15 protein-coding genes are annotated in these 17,207 nt (G+C 70.7%); 6 read left to right on the plus strand and 9 right to left on the minus strand.

The window, feature by feature from the left end; translation table 11 throughout:
• Positions 1-5: 5 nt before the first annotated feature.
• Entirely contained in the window at positions 6-440 is a 435-nt protein-coding gene (locus AB0J87_RS03205; protein ID WP_350728317.1) for a MarR family transcriptional regulator, read from the minus strand.
• A 90-nt stretch (positions 441-530) separates the two neighbouring features.
• On the opposite strand from AB0J87_RS03205, the gene AB0J87_RS03210 reads away from it, so the two are divergent.
• The gene (locus AB0J87_RS03210; RefSeq protein ID WP_363962412.1) at positions 531-1,685 is read left to right on the plus strand and encodes an MFS transporter; all 1,155 of its coding nucleotides are present in this window, start codon (positions 531-533) and stop codon (positions 1,683-1,685) included.
• Here the strand turns inward: AB0J87_RS03210 and AB0J87_RS03215 are convergent.
• From AB0J87_RS03215 to AB0J87_RS03235, 5 genes are all read right to left on the minus strand, one after another.
• Positions 1,682-2,182 carry a methylated-DNA--[protein]-cysteine S-methyltransferase gene (locus tag AB0J87_RS03215; RefSeq protein ID WP_350728319.1) on the minus strand — a complete coding sequence of 167 codons (501 nt, stop codon included), beginning with the start codon at positions 2,180-2,182 and terminating at the stop codon, positions 1,682-1,684. The genes AB0J87_RS03210 and AB0J87_RS03215 overlap by 4 nt on opposite strands.
• Complete coding sequence (locus tag AB0J87_RS03220; protein WP_363962413.1) at positions 2,179-3,558, minus strand: DNA-3-methyladenine glycosylase 2 family protein; 1,380 nt, start codon at positions 3,556-3,558, stop codon at positions 2,179-2,181. Before AB0J87_RS03220 ends, AB0J87_RS03215 begins: the two co-directional genes overlap by 4 nt.
• A 119-nt stretch (positions 3,559-3,677) precedes the next feature.
• A complete protein-coding gene (locus AB0J87_RS03225; RefSeq protein ID WP_363962414.1) occupies positions 3,678-4,619 on the minus strand; it encodes an NYN domain-containing protein in 942 nt (313 codons plus the stop codon).
• A 107-nt stretch (positions 4,620-4,726) separates the two neighbouring features.
• Complete coding sequence (locus tag AB0J87_RS03230; RefSeq protein ID WP_363962415.1) at positions 4,727-4,936, minus strand: acyl-CoA carboxylase subunit epsilon; 210 nt, start codon at positions 4,934-4,936, stop codon at positions 4,727-4,729.
• Positions 4,933-6,522 (minus strand): acyl-CoA carboxylase subunit beta, encoded by a 1,590-nt coding sequence (locus AB0J87_RS03235; protein WP_363962416.1) that lies wholly within the window; start codon positions 6,520-6,522, stop codon positions 4,933-4,935. Before AB0J87_RS03235 ends, AB0J87_RS03230 begins: the two co-directional genes overlap by 4 nt.
• A 36-nt stretch (positions 6,523-6,558) precedes the next feature.
• Between AB0J87_RS03235 and AB0J87_RS03240 the strand changes: the two genes are divergently transcribed.
• The 3 genes from AB0J87_RS03240 (at position 6,559) to AB0J87_RS03250 (ending at position 11,586) form a co-directional block, all read left to right on the plus strand.
• Positions 6,559-7,323: an ABC transporter ATP-binding protein gene (locus tag AB0J87_RS03240; protein ID WP_350728324.1), complete on the plus strand. Its 765-nt coding sequence runs from the start codon at positions 6,559-6,561 to the stop codon at positions 7,321-7,323.
• A gap of 25 nt (positions 7,324-7,348) precedes the next feature.
• Positions 7,349-8,899 (plus strand): hypothetical protein, encoded by a 1,551-nt coding sequence (locus tag AB0J87_RS03245; RefSeq protein ID WP_363963097.1) that lies wholly within the window; start codon positions 7,349-7,351, stop codon positions 8,897-8,899.
• A 65-nt stretch (positions 8,900-8,964) separates the two neighbouring features.
• Positions 8,965-11,586 (plus strand): phosphoenolpyruvate carboxylase, encoded by a 2,622-nt coding sequence (locus AB0J87_RS03250; RefSeq protein WP_363962417.1) that lies wholly within the window; start codon positions 8,965-8,967, stop codon positions 11,584-11,586.
• Between the two features lie 9 nt (positions 11,587-11,595).
• Here AB0J87_RS03250 and AB0J87_RS03255 read toward each other — a convergent pair whose 3' ends face one another.
• From AB0J87_RS03255 to AB0J87_RS03265, 3 genes are all read right to left on the minus strand, one after another.
• On the minus strand, positions 11,596-12,675 hold the full coding sequence (locus AB0J87_RS03255) for an epoxide hydrolase family protein (RefSeq protein ID WP_363962418.1): 1,080 nt from the start codon (positions 12,673-12,675) through the stop codon (positions 11,596-11,598).
• 61 nt (positions 12,676-12,736) lie between these two features.
• Positions 12,737-13,579, minus strand: a complete 843-nt coding sequence (gene fdhD, locus AB0J87_RS03260; protein ID WP_363962419.1) for a formate dehydrogenase accessory sulfurtransferase FdhD — start codon at positions 13,577-13,579, stop codon at positions 12,737-12,739.
• Complete coding sequence (locus tag AB0J87_RS03265; protein WP_363962420.1) at positions 13,576-15,780, minus strand: FdhF/YdeP family oxidoreductase; 2,205 nt, start codon at positions 15,778-15,780, stop codon at positions 13,576-13,578. Before AB0J87_RS03265 ends, fdhD begins: the two co-directional genes overlap by 4 nt.
• A gap of 35 nt (positions 15,781-15,815) precedes the next feature.
• Here AB0J87_RS03265 and AB0J87_RS03270 point away from each other — a divergent pair, with 35 nt between their 5' ends.
• Together AB0J87_RS03270 and AB0J87_RS03275 are read left to right on the plus strand one after the other, a co-directional pair.
• Positions 15,816-16,637: a biotin--[acetyl-CoA-carboxylase] ligase gene (locus AB0J87_RS03270; RefSeq protein WP_363962421.1), complete on the plus strand. Its 822-nt coding sequence runs from the start codon at positions 15,816-15,818 to the stop codon at positions 16,635-16,637.
• A 54-nt stretch (positions 16,638-16,691) separates the two neighbouring features.
• Complete coding sequence (locus AB0J87_RS03275) at positions 16,692-17,204, plus strand: PH domain-containing protein (RefSeq protein WP_363962422.1); 513 nt, start codon at positions 16,692-16,694, stop codon at positions 17,202-17,204.
• Positions 17,205-17,207: the final 3 nt, after the last annotated feature.

Consider the following 17,207-nt stretch of genomic DNA (forward strand, 5'->3'; position numbering starts at 1 on the left):
GCCGCTCAGGCCCGGACCACCGCCACCAGCGGGGCCAGCTCGGGCAGCTCCGCCGCCTCGTCGAGCACTTCCTTCAGTACGCCGTCGTGCGTGGGACGGGCCCGCTCCAGCAGCTCGAACCCGGCCTGCGTGACCTCCGAGTAGATCCCGCGCCTGTCGTCCTCGCACAGGTAGCGCTTGAGCAGGCCGCGGTTCTCCAGGCGCGTCACCAGCCTGGTCGTGGCGCTCTGGCTGAGCACGACGGCCCTGGCGAGCTGCTGCATCCGCATGTGCCAGCCGTCCTGGCGGGCCAGCACGTCCAGCACTGTGTATTCGCTCACACTGAGCGAGTGCTCCTTCTGGAGTGATTTCTCCAGCCTGTCCTCGATTTTCGCGTGCAGCGCCGCGAGGGTGCGCCAGCCCTGGGCGCGCGCCTCCACGGCGTCATCGGCTAGGGGCATGTGACAGCCTCCTCGACATCCTTGTATGTTCAGTTAGTCGGCGTGTGCAAATAATGTCCACGCTCACTAACGTCGTCTGAGGAGTAGTCTATGCCTCTCGCCCTGTTCGCCCTCGCGATCAGCGCCTTCGGCATCGGGACCACGGAGTTCATCATCAACGGGCTGCTGCCTGAGGTGGCGGCCGATTTCCACGTGACCATCCCGGCCGCCGGCCTGCTCGTGTCCGGCTACGCGCTGGGTGTGGCGGTCGGCGGGCCGCCGCTGACCATGCTCGGCGGGCGCCTGTCGCGCAAGACCATGCTGTTGTCGCTGATGGTGCTGTTCATCGCCGGGAACCTGCTGTCGGCGCTGGCGCCCTCGTACGGAGTGCTGATGGTCGGCCGTTTCCTGTCGGCCTTCGCGCACGGAGCGTACTTCGGGGTCGGCTCCGTGGTGGCCGCCGACCTGGTGGCGCCGAAGAAGCGGGCCAGCGCCATCGCCATGATGTTCACCGGCCTCACGCTCGCCAACGTCCTGGGCGTGCCCCTGGGCACCTGGATCGGTCAGGCGTTCGGCTGGCGGGCCACGTTCTGGGTCGTGGTCGCGATCGGCGTGGCCGGTCTCGCCGGCGTCGTCGCCCTCGTCCCCCGGCAGCCGCGCCCGACCGGGAGCGTCGTGCGGGAGCTGGCGACGTTCCGCAAGGCCGGCGTCTGGCTGGCCCTCGGGATGACCGTCTTCGGCTTCGCCCCGGTCTTCGCCGTCATCACGTTCATCGCGCCCATCATGACCGGCGTGGGCGGCTTCTCGCCCGGCGCCGTGCCCGTGGTCATGGCCCTGTTCGGGGTCGGCCTCGTGGCGGGCAACCTGATCGGCGGCAAGCTCGCCGACCGCGCGGTCATGCCCAGCATCTACGGCTCGGTCGCCCTGCTCACCCTGCTGGCCGTGGCGGTGGCCCTGGTGTCGGGCAGCCAGGTGGCCTTCGTGATCACCATCACGCTGTTCGGCGTGGCCGCCTTCGCCACGGTCCCGCCCCTGCAGACCCGCGTCCTGGACGCCGCCGCCGGCGCTCCCACGCTGGCCTCGGCGGCCAACATCGGGGCCTTCAACCTGGGCAACGCGATCGGCTCCTTCGCGGCCGGCCTCACCATCGACGCCGGCTTCGGCTACACCGCCCCGGCCTGGACCGCGGCCCTGCTGGGCCTGGCGGGGCTGGCCGTGGCGGGGGCGGCGGGCCTCCAGGCCCGCCGCCTGGTGCCCGCCACCTAGACGGCGCGGGATTCGTGGGCGATCAGCCACTCCTTGACCGGCACGCCGTAGTAGTAGCCGCCGTAGCCTCCGCCGCTGGGCAGCACCCGGTGGCAGGGGACGAACGGCGCGATGAGGTTCTGGGCGCAGGCCGAGCCGGCCGCCCGGGCGGCCGTCCTGGGCATTCCGGCCCGCTCGGCCAGCTCCGCGTACGAGACCGTGGTCCCCGCCTTGACCTCGCGCAACGTGGCGTGGAGCCGCTTGCGGGTGGCCGTACCCGGCTGGGAGACCTGGACGGCGTCCAAAGCGTCCAGATCCCCGGCCAGGTACGCCCGGACCGCCGCGGAGGCGGCCCCGAGGTCGTCCACGACCTCCAGGCCCTCCGACTGCAGCTCGGGCGTGAGGCGCACGAACATCTCCGTCGGGTCGGCGGTGAAGCCGGCCGCCACCACGACCCCCTCGCGGGACAGCAGGGACAGCGGCCCCACGGGGGTCGGGATGAGCTGGGCAGCGATCATGATGAGCTCCAAAGGTGCAGGGCGGCGTAGGCCCGCCAGGGCCGCCACCGCTCGATGTGGTCGTCGGGGATGCCCAGGCAGGCCATGCGCTTCTTGAGCACGAGGTCGCCCGTGGGCCACGCGTCCGGGTCGCGCAGCGCCCGGAGCGCGATGTAGCTGGCCGTCCACGGGCCGATGCCCGGGACTTCGAGCAGGTCCGACACCGCCTCGGCGGGATCCTGGCCGCCGTCGAGGTCCAGGCGGCCCTCCACCAGGTGGCCGGCCAGGTGCCTGAGCGTGTCGATCCGGCGGTTGGTCAGGCCCACGCCGGTCAGGTCCGTCTCCAGGAGCTCGGCGGGGGTGGGGAAGAGGGGGCCGGGGGCCTTGGCGACGATGCGGCCGAGGAGGGTGCGGGCCCCGGCCACCGAGATCTGCTGGCCCACCACCGCGCGTACGGCCAGCTCGAAGCCGTCGAACGCGCCCGGCACCCGCAGCCCCGGACGGGCCGTCACCAGGGGCCCGAGCGAGGTCTGCTCCAGGATCTCCGAAATGGCGGAGGGGTCGGCGTCGAGGTCGAGGAGGCGGCGGCAGCGCGCCACGACGCGGGCGAGCTGCCGCGTGTCGTCCATCACGACGTCCAGGGCTATGTGGTCCTGCCGTGGGGTGAGCGTGATCGTCCCACCTGGTACGGCTCGCTCGTACGACGTCCGGTCCGCCACCTCCAGCCCCGGAATGGCGCGGGCCGCCAGGAACGCGAAGACCCCCTCCACGTCGTACGGCTCGCGCCGGTGCAGCCGCAGCCGCAGCCTCGCGTCGCAGACCCGCGGCCCCGCCGTGGCCCGCAGCTCGCTGGGCGTGAAGCCGTACGTCTCCCGCATCGTCGCGTTGAACTGCCGCACGCTCCCGAACCCCGCCGCGAACGCCACCTCCGTGACCGGCAGCCCCGTCTCCGTCAGCAGCTGCTTGGCCAGCAGCAGCCGCTTGGTCCGCGCGACCGCCAGCGGCCCGACGCCCAGCTCGGCCACGAACAGCCGGTGCAGGTGCCGCTCGGTGATGTGCAGCCGCTGGGCCAGCCCGCCCACGCCCTGCTCGTCCGCCGCGCCGTCGTCGATCAGCCGCAGCGCCCGGCCGACCAGGTCGCCGCGCACGTCCCAGCCCGGGTCGCCGGGCGAGAGCTCCGGACGGCACCGCTTGCACGGCCGGAACCCCGCGGCCTCGGCCGAGGCCGCGTGCCGGTAGAAGCGCACGTTCCTGGAGGACGGCGTACGAGCCGGACAGATCGGACGGCAGTAGATGCGCGTCGTCGTCACCGCCGTGTAGAACCGCCCGTCGAACCGGGCGTCCCTGGCCGAGACGGCCCGGTAGCAGGAGTCGAAGTCGAGCTGGAGTGGTGACATGCCTCCGACACTAGGCGCTCTCCGAAGGCGCTGACTGGCGGAAATCGGACGTGAGCGTCGAACGGCAGGTCAGCAGGCCGAGCCGGGTGACCTGCGGAAATCGGACACCCGGCGCACGGCTACTTCGACGAGATGCCCACTCCCAGGTCGAACTCCCGGTAGACCCGGGCCCAGAAGCCGTCACGCAGCCACACCCGGGCCTCCGGGTAGGGCCGCAGCGAGTGGCCGAGCTCCTTCTCCGCCTCGATCAGCAGCTCGGTGTCGATCACGGTCGGCAGGATGGGCCCCGGCAGCAGGTCGCGGATGTTGTCGCGGCCACGGGTGAGGATCCACTTCTGTGCCACGTGCTCGCCCACGTCCTCCACGCGCGGGCGGCTCGGCCCGAGCTTGGCCACCTGGCCCGGCTTGGCGTGCGGCTTGACCGGCGTGCGCCCGGCGAAGACCTGGGCGGGCGACGGGGCCACGGCCGGCGGAGTGACCGGTACGGGCTGGGGAGCACGGCTGAAAAAGGGCCTCAGGAAATCAGCGGAGATCACTTCCACGGTGTCGGACTCCCACACCAGGCGCTCGGCCTGGTTGGTGCCGTACGGCGGCTCGACGCCCCACAGGTGGATCCGCACTCCGTACGCCTGCGCCGCCTCGACCGCCGGAACCATGTCCTCATCGCCTGCCAGCAGGATGGTGTCGGTCACGGCATGATGCCGGGCCAGCGCCTCCAGATCGCTCCTGATCTGCGCATCCACGCCTTTCTGCTGGCCACGGGCGTTCAGGTTGCCAAGCCGCACCTTGACCCACGGGAGCTGGGCGATGACCCGCTGGTCGACGGTGGGCACACGGTCACGGGCGGCGTCATACCAATAGATCCGCAGAAGTTCGCCGGAAGTACGTTCCTCTGCATGTTTCTGTAGACTCTGGATGAGTTCATCGGCGGCCACCCGATATTCCTTGCGTTCCTTCGCACCGAGCAGCACTTCACCCGCCGCCGCGTACAGATAACCGACATCCACCAGGACGGCGTACTTGGCTGCCACAGGATGCGGCATGAGGTCTGGGATGGCCATGTCGTCCTCCAGGCCGCGGTGTTAGTTGATCGGCTGACTATATACGCCTACTTTCTCTAGATAGTCCCAACTCCCGGGGAACTTGACACCCGATTCTCAGGATCTATCTAGGGTAGAGCGCTCATCCGCCATGCCGACTTCCCTGGGACGACAGGCTTACGCATACCTCTGGCTGGGTTTCGCCACCTTTGCCGACGCGGCTCCGGAGACGCCTCGGGTTCGGAGTGCGAGCTCTGCCGCGCGACGAGTACGGCCACCAACGCCGCGATCTCCTCGGGCGTGGCGTCCCCCCGGACAATTCGCAGCTCTGGCGTCATAGCGGGATGTTCCCATGCTTCTTCGGCGGGAGCGTCGCCCGCTTGTTCCTGAGAGCCCTCAGCGCCCTGACGACCTGAACCCGGGTCTCCGACGGCCGGATCACCGCGTCCACATAGCCGCGCTCGGCCGCGATGTACGGATTGGCCAGCGTGTCCTCGTACTCGGTGACGAGCCGGGCGCGCTCGGCCTCGGGGTCGTCGGAGGCGGCGAGTTCGCGCCGGTAGAGGATGTTGACCGCGCCCTGTGCTCCCATGACCGCGATCTGGGCCGTCGGCCAGGCCAGATTGACGTCCGCGCCGAGGTGCTTGGAGCCCATGACGTCGTACGCGCCGCCGTACGCCTTGCGCGTGATCACCGTGATCAGCGGCACGGTGGCCTCGGCGTAGGCGTAGAGGAGCTTGGCGCCCCGCCGGATGATTCCGTTCCATTCCTGATCGGTTCCTGGGAGGAATCCCGGCACATCCACAAATGTCAGTATCGGAATATTAAAGGCATCACATGTTCGAATAAATCGGGCGGCCTTCTCCGATGCGTTGATATCCAGACATCCCGCGAAATGCATGGGCTGGTTGGCCACGACCCCGACCGGCTGGCCGTCCACCCGGCCGTACCCGACCACGATGTTCGGCGCGAACAGCGCGTGGACCTCCAGGAACTCCCCGTCGTCCAGCACGTGCTCGATGACCCGGTGCATGTCGTACGGCTGGTTGGCCGAGTCGGGGATCAGCCCGTCGAGCTCCGGATCGGGCTCCAGGTCGGTGGCGGGCTCGAAGACGGGGGCCTCGTCCAGGTTGTTCGACGGCAGGTACGACAGCAGCGCCTTGACGTACTCCAGCGCGTCGTCCTCGTCGGAGGCCTGGTAGTGGGCCACGCCCGACTTCGTGTTGTGCGTGTGCGCCCCGCCGAGCTCCTCGAACGTGACCTCCTCGCCCGTCACCGTCTTGATGACGTCGGGCCCGGTGATGAACATCTGGGACGTCTGATCCACCATCACCACGAAGTCGGTCAGCGCGGGGGAGTAGACGTGCCCGCCGGCCGCGGCGCCCATGATGAGCGAGATCTGCGGGATCACGCCGGACGCGTGCACGTTGCGCTTGAAGATCTCCGCGTAGAGGCCGAGCGCGACCACGCCTTCCTGGATGCGCGCGCCGCCGCCCTCGTTGATGCCGATGATCGGGCACCCGGTCTTGATCGCCAGGTCGAGCACCTTGACGATCTTCTCGCCGTACACCTCGCCGAGCGAGCCGCCGAACACCGTCACGTCCTGCGAGAACACGCACACCTGCCGGCCGTCGACCGTGCCGTGCCCGGTGATGACGCCGTCGCCGTACGGCCGCCGCCTCTCCAGCCCGAACATCGTCGACCGGTGCCTGGCGAACTCGTCGAACTCCACGAACGAGCCCTCGTCCAGCAGCGCGAGCACCCGCTCCCTGGCGGTCATCTTGCCCTTGGCGTGCTGCTTGTCCACGGCCTCCGCGGAGCCCGCGTGCGCGGCCTCGTCGAGCCGCCGCTCCAGGTCGGCGATCTTCCCGGCGGTGGTGTGAATGTCCGGCCTGTCCGGCAGCTCCTCGGCAGCAGTGCTCATGCGCGCAAGGCTAGTCCTTCCTCCTAGAGTGGATCCATGACGGATGCGGTTCGCACGCACGGGCTGTTCAAGCGCTACGGGCCGCAGGTCGCGGTGGCGGGCGTCGATCTGGTGGTGCCGTCGGGGAGTTTCGCGGGCCTGGTCGGGCCCAACGGCGCGGGCAAGACCACCACGCTCAGCATGATCACCGGGCTGCTCCGGCCCGACGGCGGCACGGCCGAGGTCGACGGGTTCCACGTGTGGCGCGACCCCGTGGAGGTCAAGACGCGCATCGGGGTGCTGCCGGAGGGGTTGCGGCTGTTCGAGCGGCTGTCGGGCCGCGAGCTGCTCCTCTACAACGGGCGGCTGCGCGGCATCCCCAAGGCCGACGTCGAGCAGCGCGCGGGCGAGCTGCTGGCCGTGATGGACCTGACCGAGGCCGCCGACAAGCTCGTCGTCGACTACTCCACCGGCATGCGCAAGAAGATCGGCCTGGCCGCCGCGCTGCTGCACAACCCGTCCGTGCTCTTCCTGGACGAGCCGTTCGAGGGCGTCGACCCGGTCAGCGCCAACACGCTCACCGACGTGCTCCGGCGCTTCACGGCGTCCGGCTCGACGGTGATCTTCTCCAGTCACGTGATGGACCTGGTCGAGCGGCTGTGCGACTGGGTGTCGGTGATGAGCGCGGGCCACATCGTGGCGCAGGGCCCGCTGGCGGACGTACGCGGCGGGCGCAGCCTCAACCAGGCGTTCCTGGAGCTGGTCGGCGGATCGCGCGACAACGGCGAGGGCCTCACGTGGCTCGGCGCCAACCCCAGGTGACACCCGAGGAGTCCCGTTGACCACCGTGGCCCTGTTCGCGCAGCTCAAGCTCCGGCTGCTGGCCGGAAACCTGCGCGGAGACCTCCAGCGCAAGCTCGGCTTCGTCTTCACCCTGCTCATCGCCACCGGCCTGGCCGTGCTCGGCTTCTTCCTGATGAGCCTGCTCCGGCTGGCGCCCCACGACATCGCCGCCGACCTGGTGATCATCGCGTTCACGTCCTTCCTGATCGGCTGGATGATCGTGCCGCTGATGGCGTTCGGCCTGGACGACACGCTCGACCCGGCGAAGCTGTCGCTCCTGCCGCTGCGCACCGGGCAGCTCGCGGTCGGCATGTTCACCGCGTCCGTGACCGGGGTCTGGCCGCTCGCCATGCTGATCGTCACGGCCGGCGCGCTGGTGGGGGTGGCGACGGGCGTCGGCGGCGTGCTGCTCGGGGTGCCGGCCGTGCTGCTGCAGTTCGCGCTGTGCGTGGTGACGTCGCGGCTGATCACCACCTCGCTCTCCAGCGCGCTGCGCACCCGGCGGGGCCGTGACGTGCTGGCCGTGGCCGCGCTGCTGGTGGTGGTGCTCGCGCAGCTGCCCAACCTCGTGATGAACCGCGGCCTCGGCGACCCGGAGGGCATGCTGCGCCAGCTTGCGGGCGTGCTCAGGTGGACGCCGCCGGGCATGGCGGCGCACGCGATGGCCGACGGCGGCCTGGCCGGGCTGGCCGAGCTGGCGCTGGTGGCCGTGATCGTGGTGGTGCTGGGCCTGCTGTGGATCAAGGCGCTGGGCCGGGCCCTGGTGACGCCCGACGTCTCCACCCAGGCCGCGTCCGTGCGCAAGGAGAGCGGCCTGGTCGACAGGTTCCTGCCGGACGGGCCGCTGGCGGCCGTGGTGACGAAGGAGCTGAAGTACATCCGGCGGGAGCCCAGGTTCCGGGTCGGCTGGTTCAGCGCGGTCGTCGTCACCGCCGTGGTGGCGTTCTCACTGAGCAGGAGCACGGGCGGCACGGAGGGCAGTGCGATCGTCCCCACCTGCGTCGGCGCCCTGATGATCGCGCTGCAGTCGGGCAACGCGTTCGGCATCGACGGCCGCTCGCTGTGGATGAACGCCGTGGTGTTCGGCTCCGAGCGCGGGCTGGCCACCGACCTGGCCGGGCGCCACCTGGCCAACGCGCTGATCGCCGTGCCGCTGCTCACCGTGATCGCGGTGGCCACCGGCCTGTTCACCGGCCATCCCGGCATGATCGTCCCGGCGGCGCTGGTCGGGTGGGGCGCGCTCGGCGTCGGGCTCGGCGTCGGCTCGGTGACCAGCGTGGTGGTCCCGTACACCGTGCCCGAGCGGATGAACGCCTTCAGCGGCGCCGCGCCCGGGCAGGGGGGCCAGGCGTTCGCCTCCGCCATGGGGGCCACGCTCGGCATCGCGCTGCTGTCGCTGCCGTTCGTGGTGCCGCTGGCGTTCGGCTGGTTCTGGGTGTGCGCGGTGGCGCCGCTCTACGGGGTGCTGGTGGAGGCGCTCGGCAGGCGCCTGGCCGCCAGGATCGGATTCGCCCGGATGCCGGAGCTGCTGGGGGCCGTTTCCAAAGGTAGTTGAATGGTCTAGTCCAATGGGCGAGACCGGTCTACGGCTTCCCTGAGCGACTCGATACCCTTCGAAACATGATTGACCAGGGGCTCGAGCGTCGCAGCGCCGCCGTTACCGAGATGCCGGACGAGCTACGCCACGATGTGCGGCTGCTCGGCAAACTGCTCGGCCAGGTGCTCGCCGAACAGGGTGGCGAAGACCTGCTGGCCGACGTCGAACGGCTGCGCAAGGCAGTCATCGCAGCACGTAAGGGCGAGGTCTCGGCCGACGAGATCACCGCCATGGTCGCCGAATGGGAGATCGAGCGGGCCGTGGCGGTCGCCCGCGCGTTCACCTGCTATTTCCACCTGGCCAACCTGGCCGAGGAACACTACCGGATCCGCACACTACGCGAGCGGGACGCCGAGGGCAGGGTCCAGCGGGAGTCGCTGGCCCAGGCCGTACAGGAGCTGGGCCACGAGCGGGTCTCCGAGCTGCTGGAGGGCCTGGAGCTGCACCCGGTGCTGACCGCGCACCCCACCGAGGCACGCAGGCGCGCGGTCGTCACCGCCATCCAGCGCATCAGCGGCCAGCTCACCGAGTACAACACGCCCGGCCGCGGCGCCAGCGAGCGCGCCGAGAACAAGCGCCGCATGCTGGAGGAGATCGACCTCCTGTGGCGCACGGCCCAGCTCCGCTCGACCAAGCTCGACCCGCTCGACGAGGTGCGCACCGCGATGGCCGCCTTCGACGAGACGCTGTTCCGCATGGTGCCGCAGGTCTACCGCTCGCTGGACGCCGCGCTCGACGAGCGCACCGGCACGCGCCCGCCGCAGGCCAGGCCGTTCATCCGGTACGGCAGCTGGATCGGCGGCGACCGCGACGGCAACCCCAACGTCACGGCCAGGGTCACCCGCGAGACCATCCAGATCCAGTCCGAGCACGTGCTGACGGCCCTGGAGACCGCCTGCACGCGCATCGCCCGCACGCTGACCTCCTCCGTCCAGCTCGCCGCGCCCTCGCCCGCGCTCAAGTCGGCGCTGGCCGAGGCCGTGGACGCCTATCCCGACGTGGTCTCCGAGCTGGCCACCCGCTCGCCGCGCGAGCCGCACCGGCAGTGGCTGCTGTTCGTGGCCGCGCGCATCGCCGCGACCCGCCGCCGCGACCTCGACCTGGCCTACCGCGCGCCGGCCGAGCTGCTGGACGACCTGCGCGTGGCGCAGGAGTCGCTGGCCGCCTCGGCGCCGCGGCAGGCGTACGGGGAGCTGCAGCACCTCATCTGGCAGGTCGAGACGTTCGGCTTCCACCTGGCCGAGCTGGAGGTGCGCCAGCACTCCCAGGTGCACGCGGCCGCCCTGGAGGAGATCAGGGCCGGCGGCGAGCTGTCGGAGCGCACCGAGGAGGTGCTGGCCACGATCCGGGTGATCGCCTGGATCCAGGAGCGGTTCGGGGTCACGGCCTGCTCCCGCTACGTGGTCTCCTTCACCCGCTCGGCCGACGACATCGCGGCCGTCTACGAGCTGGCCAGGCACGCGCTCGGCGAGCGGGCGCCGGTGCTCGACGTCGTGCCGCTGTTCGAGTCGGGCCAGGACCTGGCCAACTCGCCGGACGTGCTGACCGGGATGCTCGAGATCCCGGCGATGCGGGCGCGCCTGGAGACCAACGGGCGGCGCATGGAGATCATGCTGGGCTACTCCGACTCGGCCAAGGAGCTCGGCCCCGCGGCCGCCACGCTCCGGCTCTACGAGGCGCAGGAGGAGCTGACGGCCTGGGCGGCCAAGCACGACGTGAAGCTGCGGATGTTCCACGGCCGTGGCGGCGCGCTGGGCCGTGGTGGCGGCCCGGCCAACCGTGCGGTGCTGGCCCAGGCGCCGGGCTCGGTCGCCGGCCGGTTCAAGGTCACCGAGCAGGGTGAGGTCATCTTCGCCCGCTACGGCCACATCGCCATCGCCCGCCGCCACCTGGAGCAGGTGGCCAACGCCGTGCTGATGGCCTCCTCGCCCACGGTCGGCGCCCGCACCGCGGCCGCCGCCGAGCGCTTCCGGGGCCTGGCCGAGCAGGTGGCGACGGCGTCGGAGCAGGCGTACCGCGCGCTGACCGAGGCGCCGGGCTTCCCCGAATGGTTCGGCCTGGTCAGCCCGCTGGAGGAGATCGGCACGCTGCGCCTGGGCTCGCGCCCGGCGCGCCGCGGGCTCGGCGCGCCGCGCTCGCTCGACGACCTGCGGGCGATCCCGTGGGTGTTCGCGTGGGCGCAGACGCGGGTCAACCTGCCCGGCTGGTACGGCCTCGGCACCGGCCTGGCCTCGGTCGGCTCCCTGGAGGAGCTGCGGGCGGCGTACGCGGAGTGGCCGCTGTTCAACGCGATGCTGGACAACGCCGAGATGTCGCTGGCCAAGACCGACCGCTCGATCGCCAAGCGCTACCTGGCGCTGGGCGGCCGGGAGGACTTCGCCCAGCAGGTGCTGGAGGAGTACGACCGGACCCGCGACCTGGTGCTGCGGGTCACCGGCCACACGCGGCTGCTGGAGAACCGGAAGGTGCTCTCGCGCGCCGTCCAGCTCCGCGACCCGTACGTGGACGCGCTCTCCCACCTCCAGCTGCGGGCCCTGCGCGCGCTGCGCACCGGCAACCCGTCGGAGCAGGAGCGCGAACGCCTGTCCACGCTCCTGCTCCTGTCGGTCAACGGCGTCGCCGCGGGCCTGCAGAACACCGGCTGATCCGGCCGTCTAGCGGAGGCCCTCGAAGAAGGCGATGACGTCGGAGGTGAGGGCCTCCGTCGCGGTGTGCGCGGTGTAGTGGCCGTGCGCCGGGGCCGGCAGCGTCTTCCAGGAGACGATGTTGGCGTGGTCGCGCTCGGCGAAGCGGCGGATCGACGTGAAGTCGCCCTCGGCCATCGCCAGCGCGGTCGGCACGGTGGTGGGCTCCTTGGGCTGCTCCGCGCGAGCGTTCTCCCAGTACTGCCGGATGGCCGAGCCGGCGGTCCCGGTGAACCAGTAGATCGCGGCGCTGGTGAGCACGAAGTCGTCGTCCAGGTCCTCGTCGAAGAGCTGGACGAGCCAGCCCAGGAGCCCGGCGGGGGAGTCGGCGAGGGCGTGGGCGAGGGTCTGCGGCTGCTGCGAGTGCAGCACGTTGAAGGCGCCCTTCTCCTTCCAGAACCAGTCGAGCACGGCCAGCCCGGCCTGGTCCTCCTCGCTCAGCCCGGCGAACTCGGCCGGGTCGCCGGAGGGGAAGGAGAACAGCTGCGTGACGTGCACGCCCACGACGTGGTCGGGGTCGATCCTGCCGAGCTCGGGCGAGATCATCGAGCCGCCGTCGTTGCCGACCGCGCCGTAGCGGGTGTAGCCGAGGCGGGCCATCAGCTCGGCCCACGCCCTGGCGATGCGCTGGTTGTTCCAGCCCAGCTCGACGGTGGGGCCGGAGAAGCCGTAGCCGGGGACCGACGGGATGACCAGGTGGAAGTGGCGCGACAGGGGCTCGATGGCGTCGAGGTACTCGGCGATCGAGCCGGGCCAGCCGTGGGTGAGGATCAGCGCCAGGGCGTCGGGGTTGTCGTTGCGTACGTGGATGAAGTGGATGTTCTGGCCGTCGATCTCAGTGGTGAACTGCGGGTGGGCGTTGAGCCTGGCCTCCTGCGCGCGCCAGTCGAAGCCGTCCCGCCAGTAGCCGACCAGGCGCTTGACCCGCTCGACGCTGACACCCTGGTCGACGCCGGGGATCTCGTGGGTGAAGCGGGTCAGGGCGAGGCGGGCCTGGAGGTCGTCGAGGTCGGCCTGGGAGATCTCGACGCGGAAGGGGCTGATGCTCATGGAAGGCTCCCGGAAAGTGCGGAACGGTTTGTTCTGTTCCAGAATAGCAGAACGGAATGATTCATTCCACTAGAATCCGCTCCGATCCCGCGTAGACGTTGCAGCGCTCTCCGCGCAGGAACCCCACGAGCGTGATGCCGAACTCCCTGGCCAGCTCCACCGCGAGCGACGACGGCGCCGAGACCGCGCACACCGCCGGGATCCCGGCGGCCAGGGCCTTCTGCATGATCTCGTAGCTGGTCCGCCCGCTGACCATGAGCACGTGCTCGGCCAGCGGCAGCCGCTCGTTCAGCCCCGCCCAGCCGACCAGCTTGTCCACCGCGTTGTGGCGGCCCACGTCCTCCCGCACCGCCACCAGCGTGCCCGTGGCCGAGAACAGCCCGGCCGCGTGCAGGCTGCCGGTCTTGCCGAACCCGCCCTGGGCGGCGCGCAACGCGTCAGGCAGCCCGTACAGGAGCTCGGGGGTGAGGTCGAGCCGGCCCCTGGGGACCGGCTTGCAGCGGTCGTGCAGCGCCTCCAGGCTGGCCGAGCCGCAGACGCCGCACGCGCTGGAGGTGAGGAAGTGGCGGTCCAGCGCGGGCAGGTCGGGGATGGGGCCGCGCAGGCGTACGGTCACCGTGTTGTAGCGGGCCTCGGGCGGGAGGTCCTCGTCGGTGCAGTACGCGATGGCGGCGATGCCGCCGGGACCGGCCAGGCCCTCGCCGTGGAGGAACCCGGCGGCCAGCTCGAAGTCGTGCCCGGGGGTGCGCATGGTGATGGCCATGGTCTTGCGCGTGCCGTCGGGCGCGGTGAGCCGGATCTCCAGCGGCTCCTCGGTGGCCAGGTAGTCGCGCCGCTCCCTGGTGGCGGAGCCGGACAGCTCCATGATCCTGATGCGCGTGGTGGGCCCGGGACGCGTGGTCACAGCGGCCGCACGGTGACGAGGGCGTTGTAGTCGGGGATCCGCGCGTCCGGGGAGCGGCGGGACTCGTCCAGCAGGACGTTGCCCTCCGGCCAGTGGATCTGCAGGTTGCCCGGCATGAGCGGGGCCCGCAGGATCTTGCCGCGGTAGGTGCGCTCGCCGGAGCGCAGCTCGACCGGGGCGCCGTCGGGCAGGCCCAGGCGGTCGGCGTCGTACTCGCTCATCAGCACGGCCTCGCGCATCGCGCCGTTGAAGCCGTCGCGGCGCTCGTGGACCATGCTGTTGAACTGCTTGCCGCGCCTGGTGGCCACCATGAAGGCACCGTCGGGGCGCTTCAGCGCCGGAGGCCGGACATTGCTGAAGCGGCCCAGCCCGTCGGGGGTCTGGAAGCGGCCGTCGGCGAACAGGTGGCGGCCGCCGTACTGGACGTTGTCGCCGAACTTCCGCAGGTCGGCGATGCCTCGGTAGAAGGGGACGGCGCGCTCGATCTCGGCCCGGATCTGCGGAGTGCCAGTGAAGGCGATTTTTGACGAAATTTCGGGGTTTGTGCGGGCGGCCAGCTCCGTGAAGATCTTCCACTCCGGCCACGCCTCGCCGATGCGCGGCCCCTCGACCTCGGGGGAGAAGATGATCCGGCGCTCGGTGGAGGTCTCGGTCACGCCGCCGACCATCTCGTAGCGGGTCTGCGCGGGCAGCAGCAGCACGTCGCCCTCGCCCGGGACCAGCATCTGCGACGACAGCACGATGTCGATGTGCACCCGCAGTCGCAGCCGCGACAGGGCCTCGCGGCAGTAGGCCGGGTCGGGCAGGACCTCCAGGAAGTTGCCGCCGCTCGACACCAGCGCGTCGAGCTCGCCGCGGTGGGCCGCGTCGATCATGTCGGTCGCGGTCAGACCGGGCGTGGTCGGGACCTCGAACCCCCACATCTCCGTAAATTTCGCGGCATTCTCTGGCGTGATCGGCAGCCCGCCGGGCAGGCCGGTCGCGTACGCGCCCATCTCGGCCCCGCCCTGCACGCCGCTGTGGCCCCGGATCGGCATCAGCCCGCACTTGTCGCGCCCGACGAAGCCCCTGGCCAGCGCCAGGTTCACGATCGAGCGGACGTTGTCCTCGCCGTAGCTGTGCTGCGTGATGCCCATCGACCACACGAGCACCGCCGACCGGGCCTCGCCCAGCAGCGTGGCCAGGCGGAGCATGTCGTCGCGGGAGGCGCCGGACAGCGCCTCCAGCTCCTCCCATGTCTGCCCCGCGAGCTCCCGGCGCAGCTCCTCGAAGCCCGCGGTCCGCTGGTCGACGAACTCCTTGTCCACCCAGTCGTTCTCGATCAGGTGCTTGAGCACGCCGTTGAGGAAGCCGATGTCGCCGCCCACGTTCACGCCGAAGAACTCGTCGGTGATCTTCGTGCCGAACACGGCGGACTCGGCGTTCGACGGCACCCAGTACTTGTCCATGCCGGGCTCGCGATAGGCGTTGACCATCGCGATCCGGGTGCCGGCCTTCTTGGCGTGGTAGAGGTATTTCATCGCGACCGGCTGGTTGTTCGACGGGTTGGAGCCGATGAAGACGATCAGGTCGGAGCCGATCCAGTCGGTGTACGAGCAGGTCGTGGCCGCCGCGCCGATGGTCTGCTTGAGCGCGACCGTGGAGGGCGAGTGGCAGATCCTGGCGGCGTTGTCGACGCTGTTGGTGCCGAGCGCGCGCACGGCCTTCTGGGCCGCGTAGTAGTTCTCGTTCGGCACGCCGCGGCTGGTCAGGTAGGCCCCGAAGCGCGCGTCCCGCAGGCCATCCGCGGCCACGCGCAGTGCCTCGTCCCAGGAGATCCGGGTGAATCCGGGATCGCCCGCGCGGCGCAGCATGGGGTACGGCAGCCGCCCCAGCTCGCGAAGCTCGGCGCTCTTCTTGCCGACGAGTCCAGAAATATCCCGCAAAAGTGTGGTGTCCAGGGCGGGCATCGTGTTCAGCGGCAGCAGCCGCAGCCTGATGTTGCACAGATGGATCTCGTCCATCGTCCAATCCCTCATGCCTTGGGTGCCCAGCGCGCACCCGTCACACGTGCCCTGGTTGAGTATCCGCCACGCGTAACCCCGGTTGCCCTTGACCGACCTGAACGCCTTCCACAGCTCCAGGTAGTTGTTCGGCTTGCGCAGCCCGATGCCGAACGGTCGCCAAGAGGCCCAGTTACGCGGATCCAGGAGCTTGCTCATCTCTCCATCTTCCTCCTGGCTGCAAAGATAGAGGGATGCCCGACTCGCGTTACTCCGACCTCGACCGCCCGCCTCTCTCCGAGGCGGCGCTCAACCGCGCGCTGGTCCGCCCCGGCTCCCTGTGGACCGGCATCACCGTCGTGGAGAGCACCGGCTCCACCAACGCCGACCTCGCCGAGGCCGCCCACGCCGGAGCCCCGGAGGGGACGGTGCTGGTGGCGGAGTCGCAGCTGGCGGGCCGCGGCCGGCTGGGCCGCACCTGGACGGCGCCGCCGCGCTCGGGCCTGACGTTCTCGATCCTCCTCAAACCGGACGTGCCGGCCACCGCGCAGGGCTGGCTGACGCTCCTGTACGGCGTCGCCGCCGCCTCCGCCCTGCGCCGCCTGGCCGAGGTGGACGTACGCGTCAAATGGCCCAACGACCTGCTGATCGGCGAGCGCAAGCTGGCCGGGATCCTGGCCGAGCGGGCGGAGAGCGGCGTCGTCATCGGCATGGGCCTGAACGTGTCGCTCAGGCCGGAGGAGCTGCCCGTCGAGACGGCCACGTCGCTGGGCATCGAGGAGGCGGCCTGCCTCGACCGCGACCCGCTGCTCAGGGCCGTGCTCCGGGAGGTCGAGAGCCACTACAGGGAGTGGACCGACGCGAAGGGCGACGCCGAGGCGTGCGGGCTGCGTCCGGCGTACCTGGCGGCCAGCGCCACGGTCGGGCGGCGGGTCAGGGTGGAGCTGCCGGGCCGGCAGGCGGTCACCGGGACGGCCACGGGGATCGACCAGTTCGGGCACCTGCAGGTGGAGTCGGAGGGGGAGCGCTACACGCTGAGCGCGGGCGACGTGGTGCACGTCCGCCCGGCCGACTGACCTGATCCGCCGGGAGCGTAGCCGCCGCGGCGGCGATGGTGGCACGATTTGGCCATGACCCTTCCCGACCATCATCTGACGCAGGGTGAGCGGCGCATCCGGTCCTTCCATCCCCATTGGAAGCGACTCGTGCTCCCCTTCCTCGCGCTGGTTCTCGTCGTCGTGGCCGCGGGCGCGGCGATGTTCTTAATCCCCGGCGGCTGGGAGTACGCGTTCTACGCCAGGATCGCCGTCGTCGTCATCGGCCTCATCCTGCTGACGATCTGGTCGCTCGTCCCCTACCTGCGGTGGGTCAACACCGGCTACGTGCTCACCACCCACCGCTTCACGATCAGCACCGGCGTGCTCAACAAGTCGACCGACGAGATCCCGATCACCAAGGTCAACACGGTCAGCTCCGACCAGACGTTCTTCGAGCGCCTGCTCGGCTGCGGCACGCTGACCGTCGAGTCCGCGGGGGACCGGGGCGAGATCGTGCTGCGTGACATCCCCAAGATCCAGGACGTCCGCACCGACCTGTTCAGGCTCGTCGAGGACGCCTCCGACGGCGAGATCGACGGCCAGTGAACG

The sequence above is a fragment of the Nonomuraea sp. NPDC049625 genome (assembly GCF_040675285.1).
In the GTDB taxonomy this organism is placed as follows: Bacteria; Actinomycetota; Actinomycetes; order Streptosporangiales; family Streptosporangiaceae; genus Nonomuraea; species Nonomuraea angiospora_A.

Coding starts and splice junctions, on each gene's coding strand:
- AB0J87_RS03205 (WP_350728317.1), bottom strand. CDS start 440: ATGCCCCTAGCCGATGACGCCGTGGAGGCGCGCGCCCAGGGCTGGCGC.
- AB0J87_RS03210 (WP_363962412.1), top strand. CDS start 531: ATGCCTCTCGCCCTGTTCGCCCTCGCGATCAGCGCCTTCGGCATCGGG.
- AB0J87_RS03215 (WP_350728319.1), bottom strand. CDS start 2,182: ATGATCGCTGCCCAGCTCATCCCGACCCCCGTGGGGCCGCTGTCCCTG.
- AB0J87_RS03220 (WP_363962413.1), bottom strand. CDS start 3,558: ATGTCACCACTCCAGCTCGACTTCGACTCCTGCTACCGGGCCGTCTCG.
- AB0J87_RS03225 (WP_363962414.1), bottom strand. CDS start 4,619: ATGGCCATCCCAGACCTCATGCCGCATCCTGTGGCAGCCAAGTACGCC.
- AB0J87_RS03230 (WP_363962415.1), bottom strand. CDS start 4,936: ATGACGCCAGAGCTGCGAATTGTCCGGGGGGACGCCACGCCCGAGGAG.
- AB0J87_RS03235 (WP_363962416.1), bottom strand. CDS start 6,522: ATGAGCACTGCTGCCGAGGAGCTGCCGGACAGGCCGGACATTCACACC.
- AB0J87_RS03240 (WP_350728324.1), top strand. CDS start 6,559: ATGACGGATGCGGTTCGCACGCACGGGCTGTTCAAGCGCTACGGGCCG.
- AB0J87_RS03250 (WP_363962417.1), top strand. CDS start 8,965: ATGATTGACCAGGGGCTCGAGCGTCGCAGCGCCGCCGTTACCGAGATG.
- AB0J87_RS03255 (WP_363962418.1), bottom strand. CDS start 12,675: ATGAGCATCAGCCCCTTCCGCGTCGAGATCTCCCAGGCCGACCTCGAC.
- AB0J87_RS03265 (WP_363962420.1), bottom strand. CDS start 15,780: ATGAGCAAGCTCCTGGATCCGCGTAACTGGGCCTCTTGGCGACCGTTC.
- AB0J87_RS03270 (WP_363962421.1), top strand. CDS start 15,816: ATGCCCGACTCGCGTTACTCCGACCTCGACCGCCCGCCTCTCTCCGAG.
- AB0J87_RS03275 (WP_363962422.1), top strand. CDS start 16,692: ATGACCCTTCCCGACCATCATCTGACGCAGGGTGAGCGGCGCATCCGG.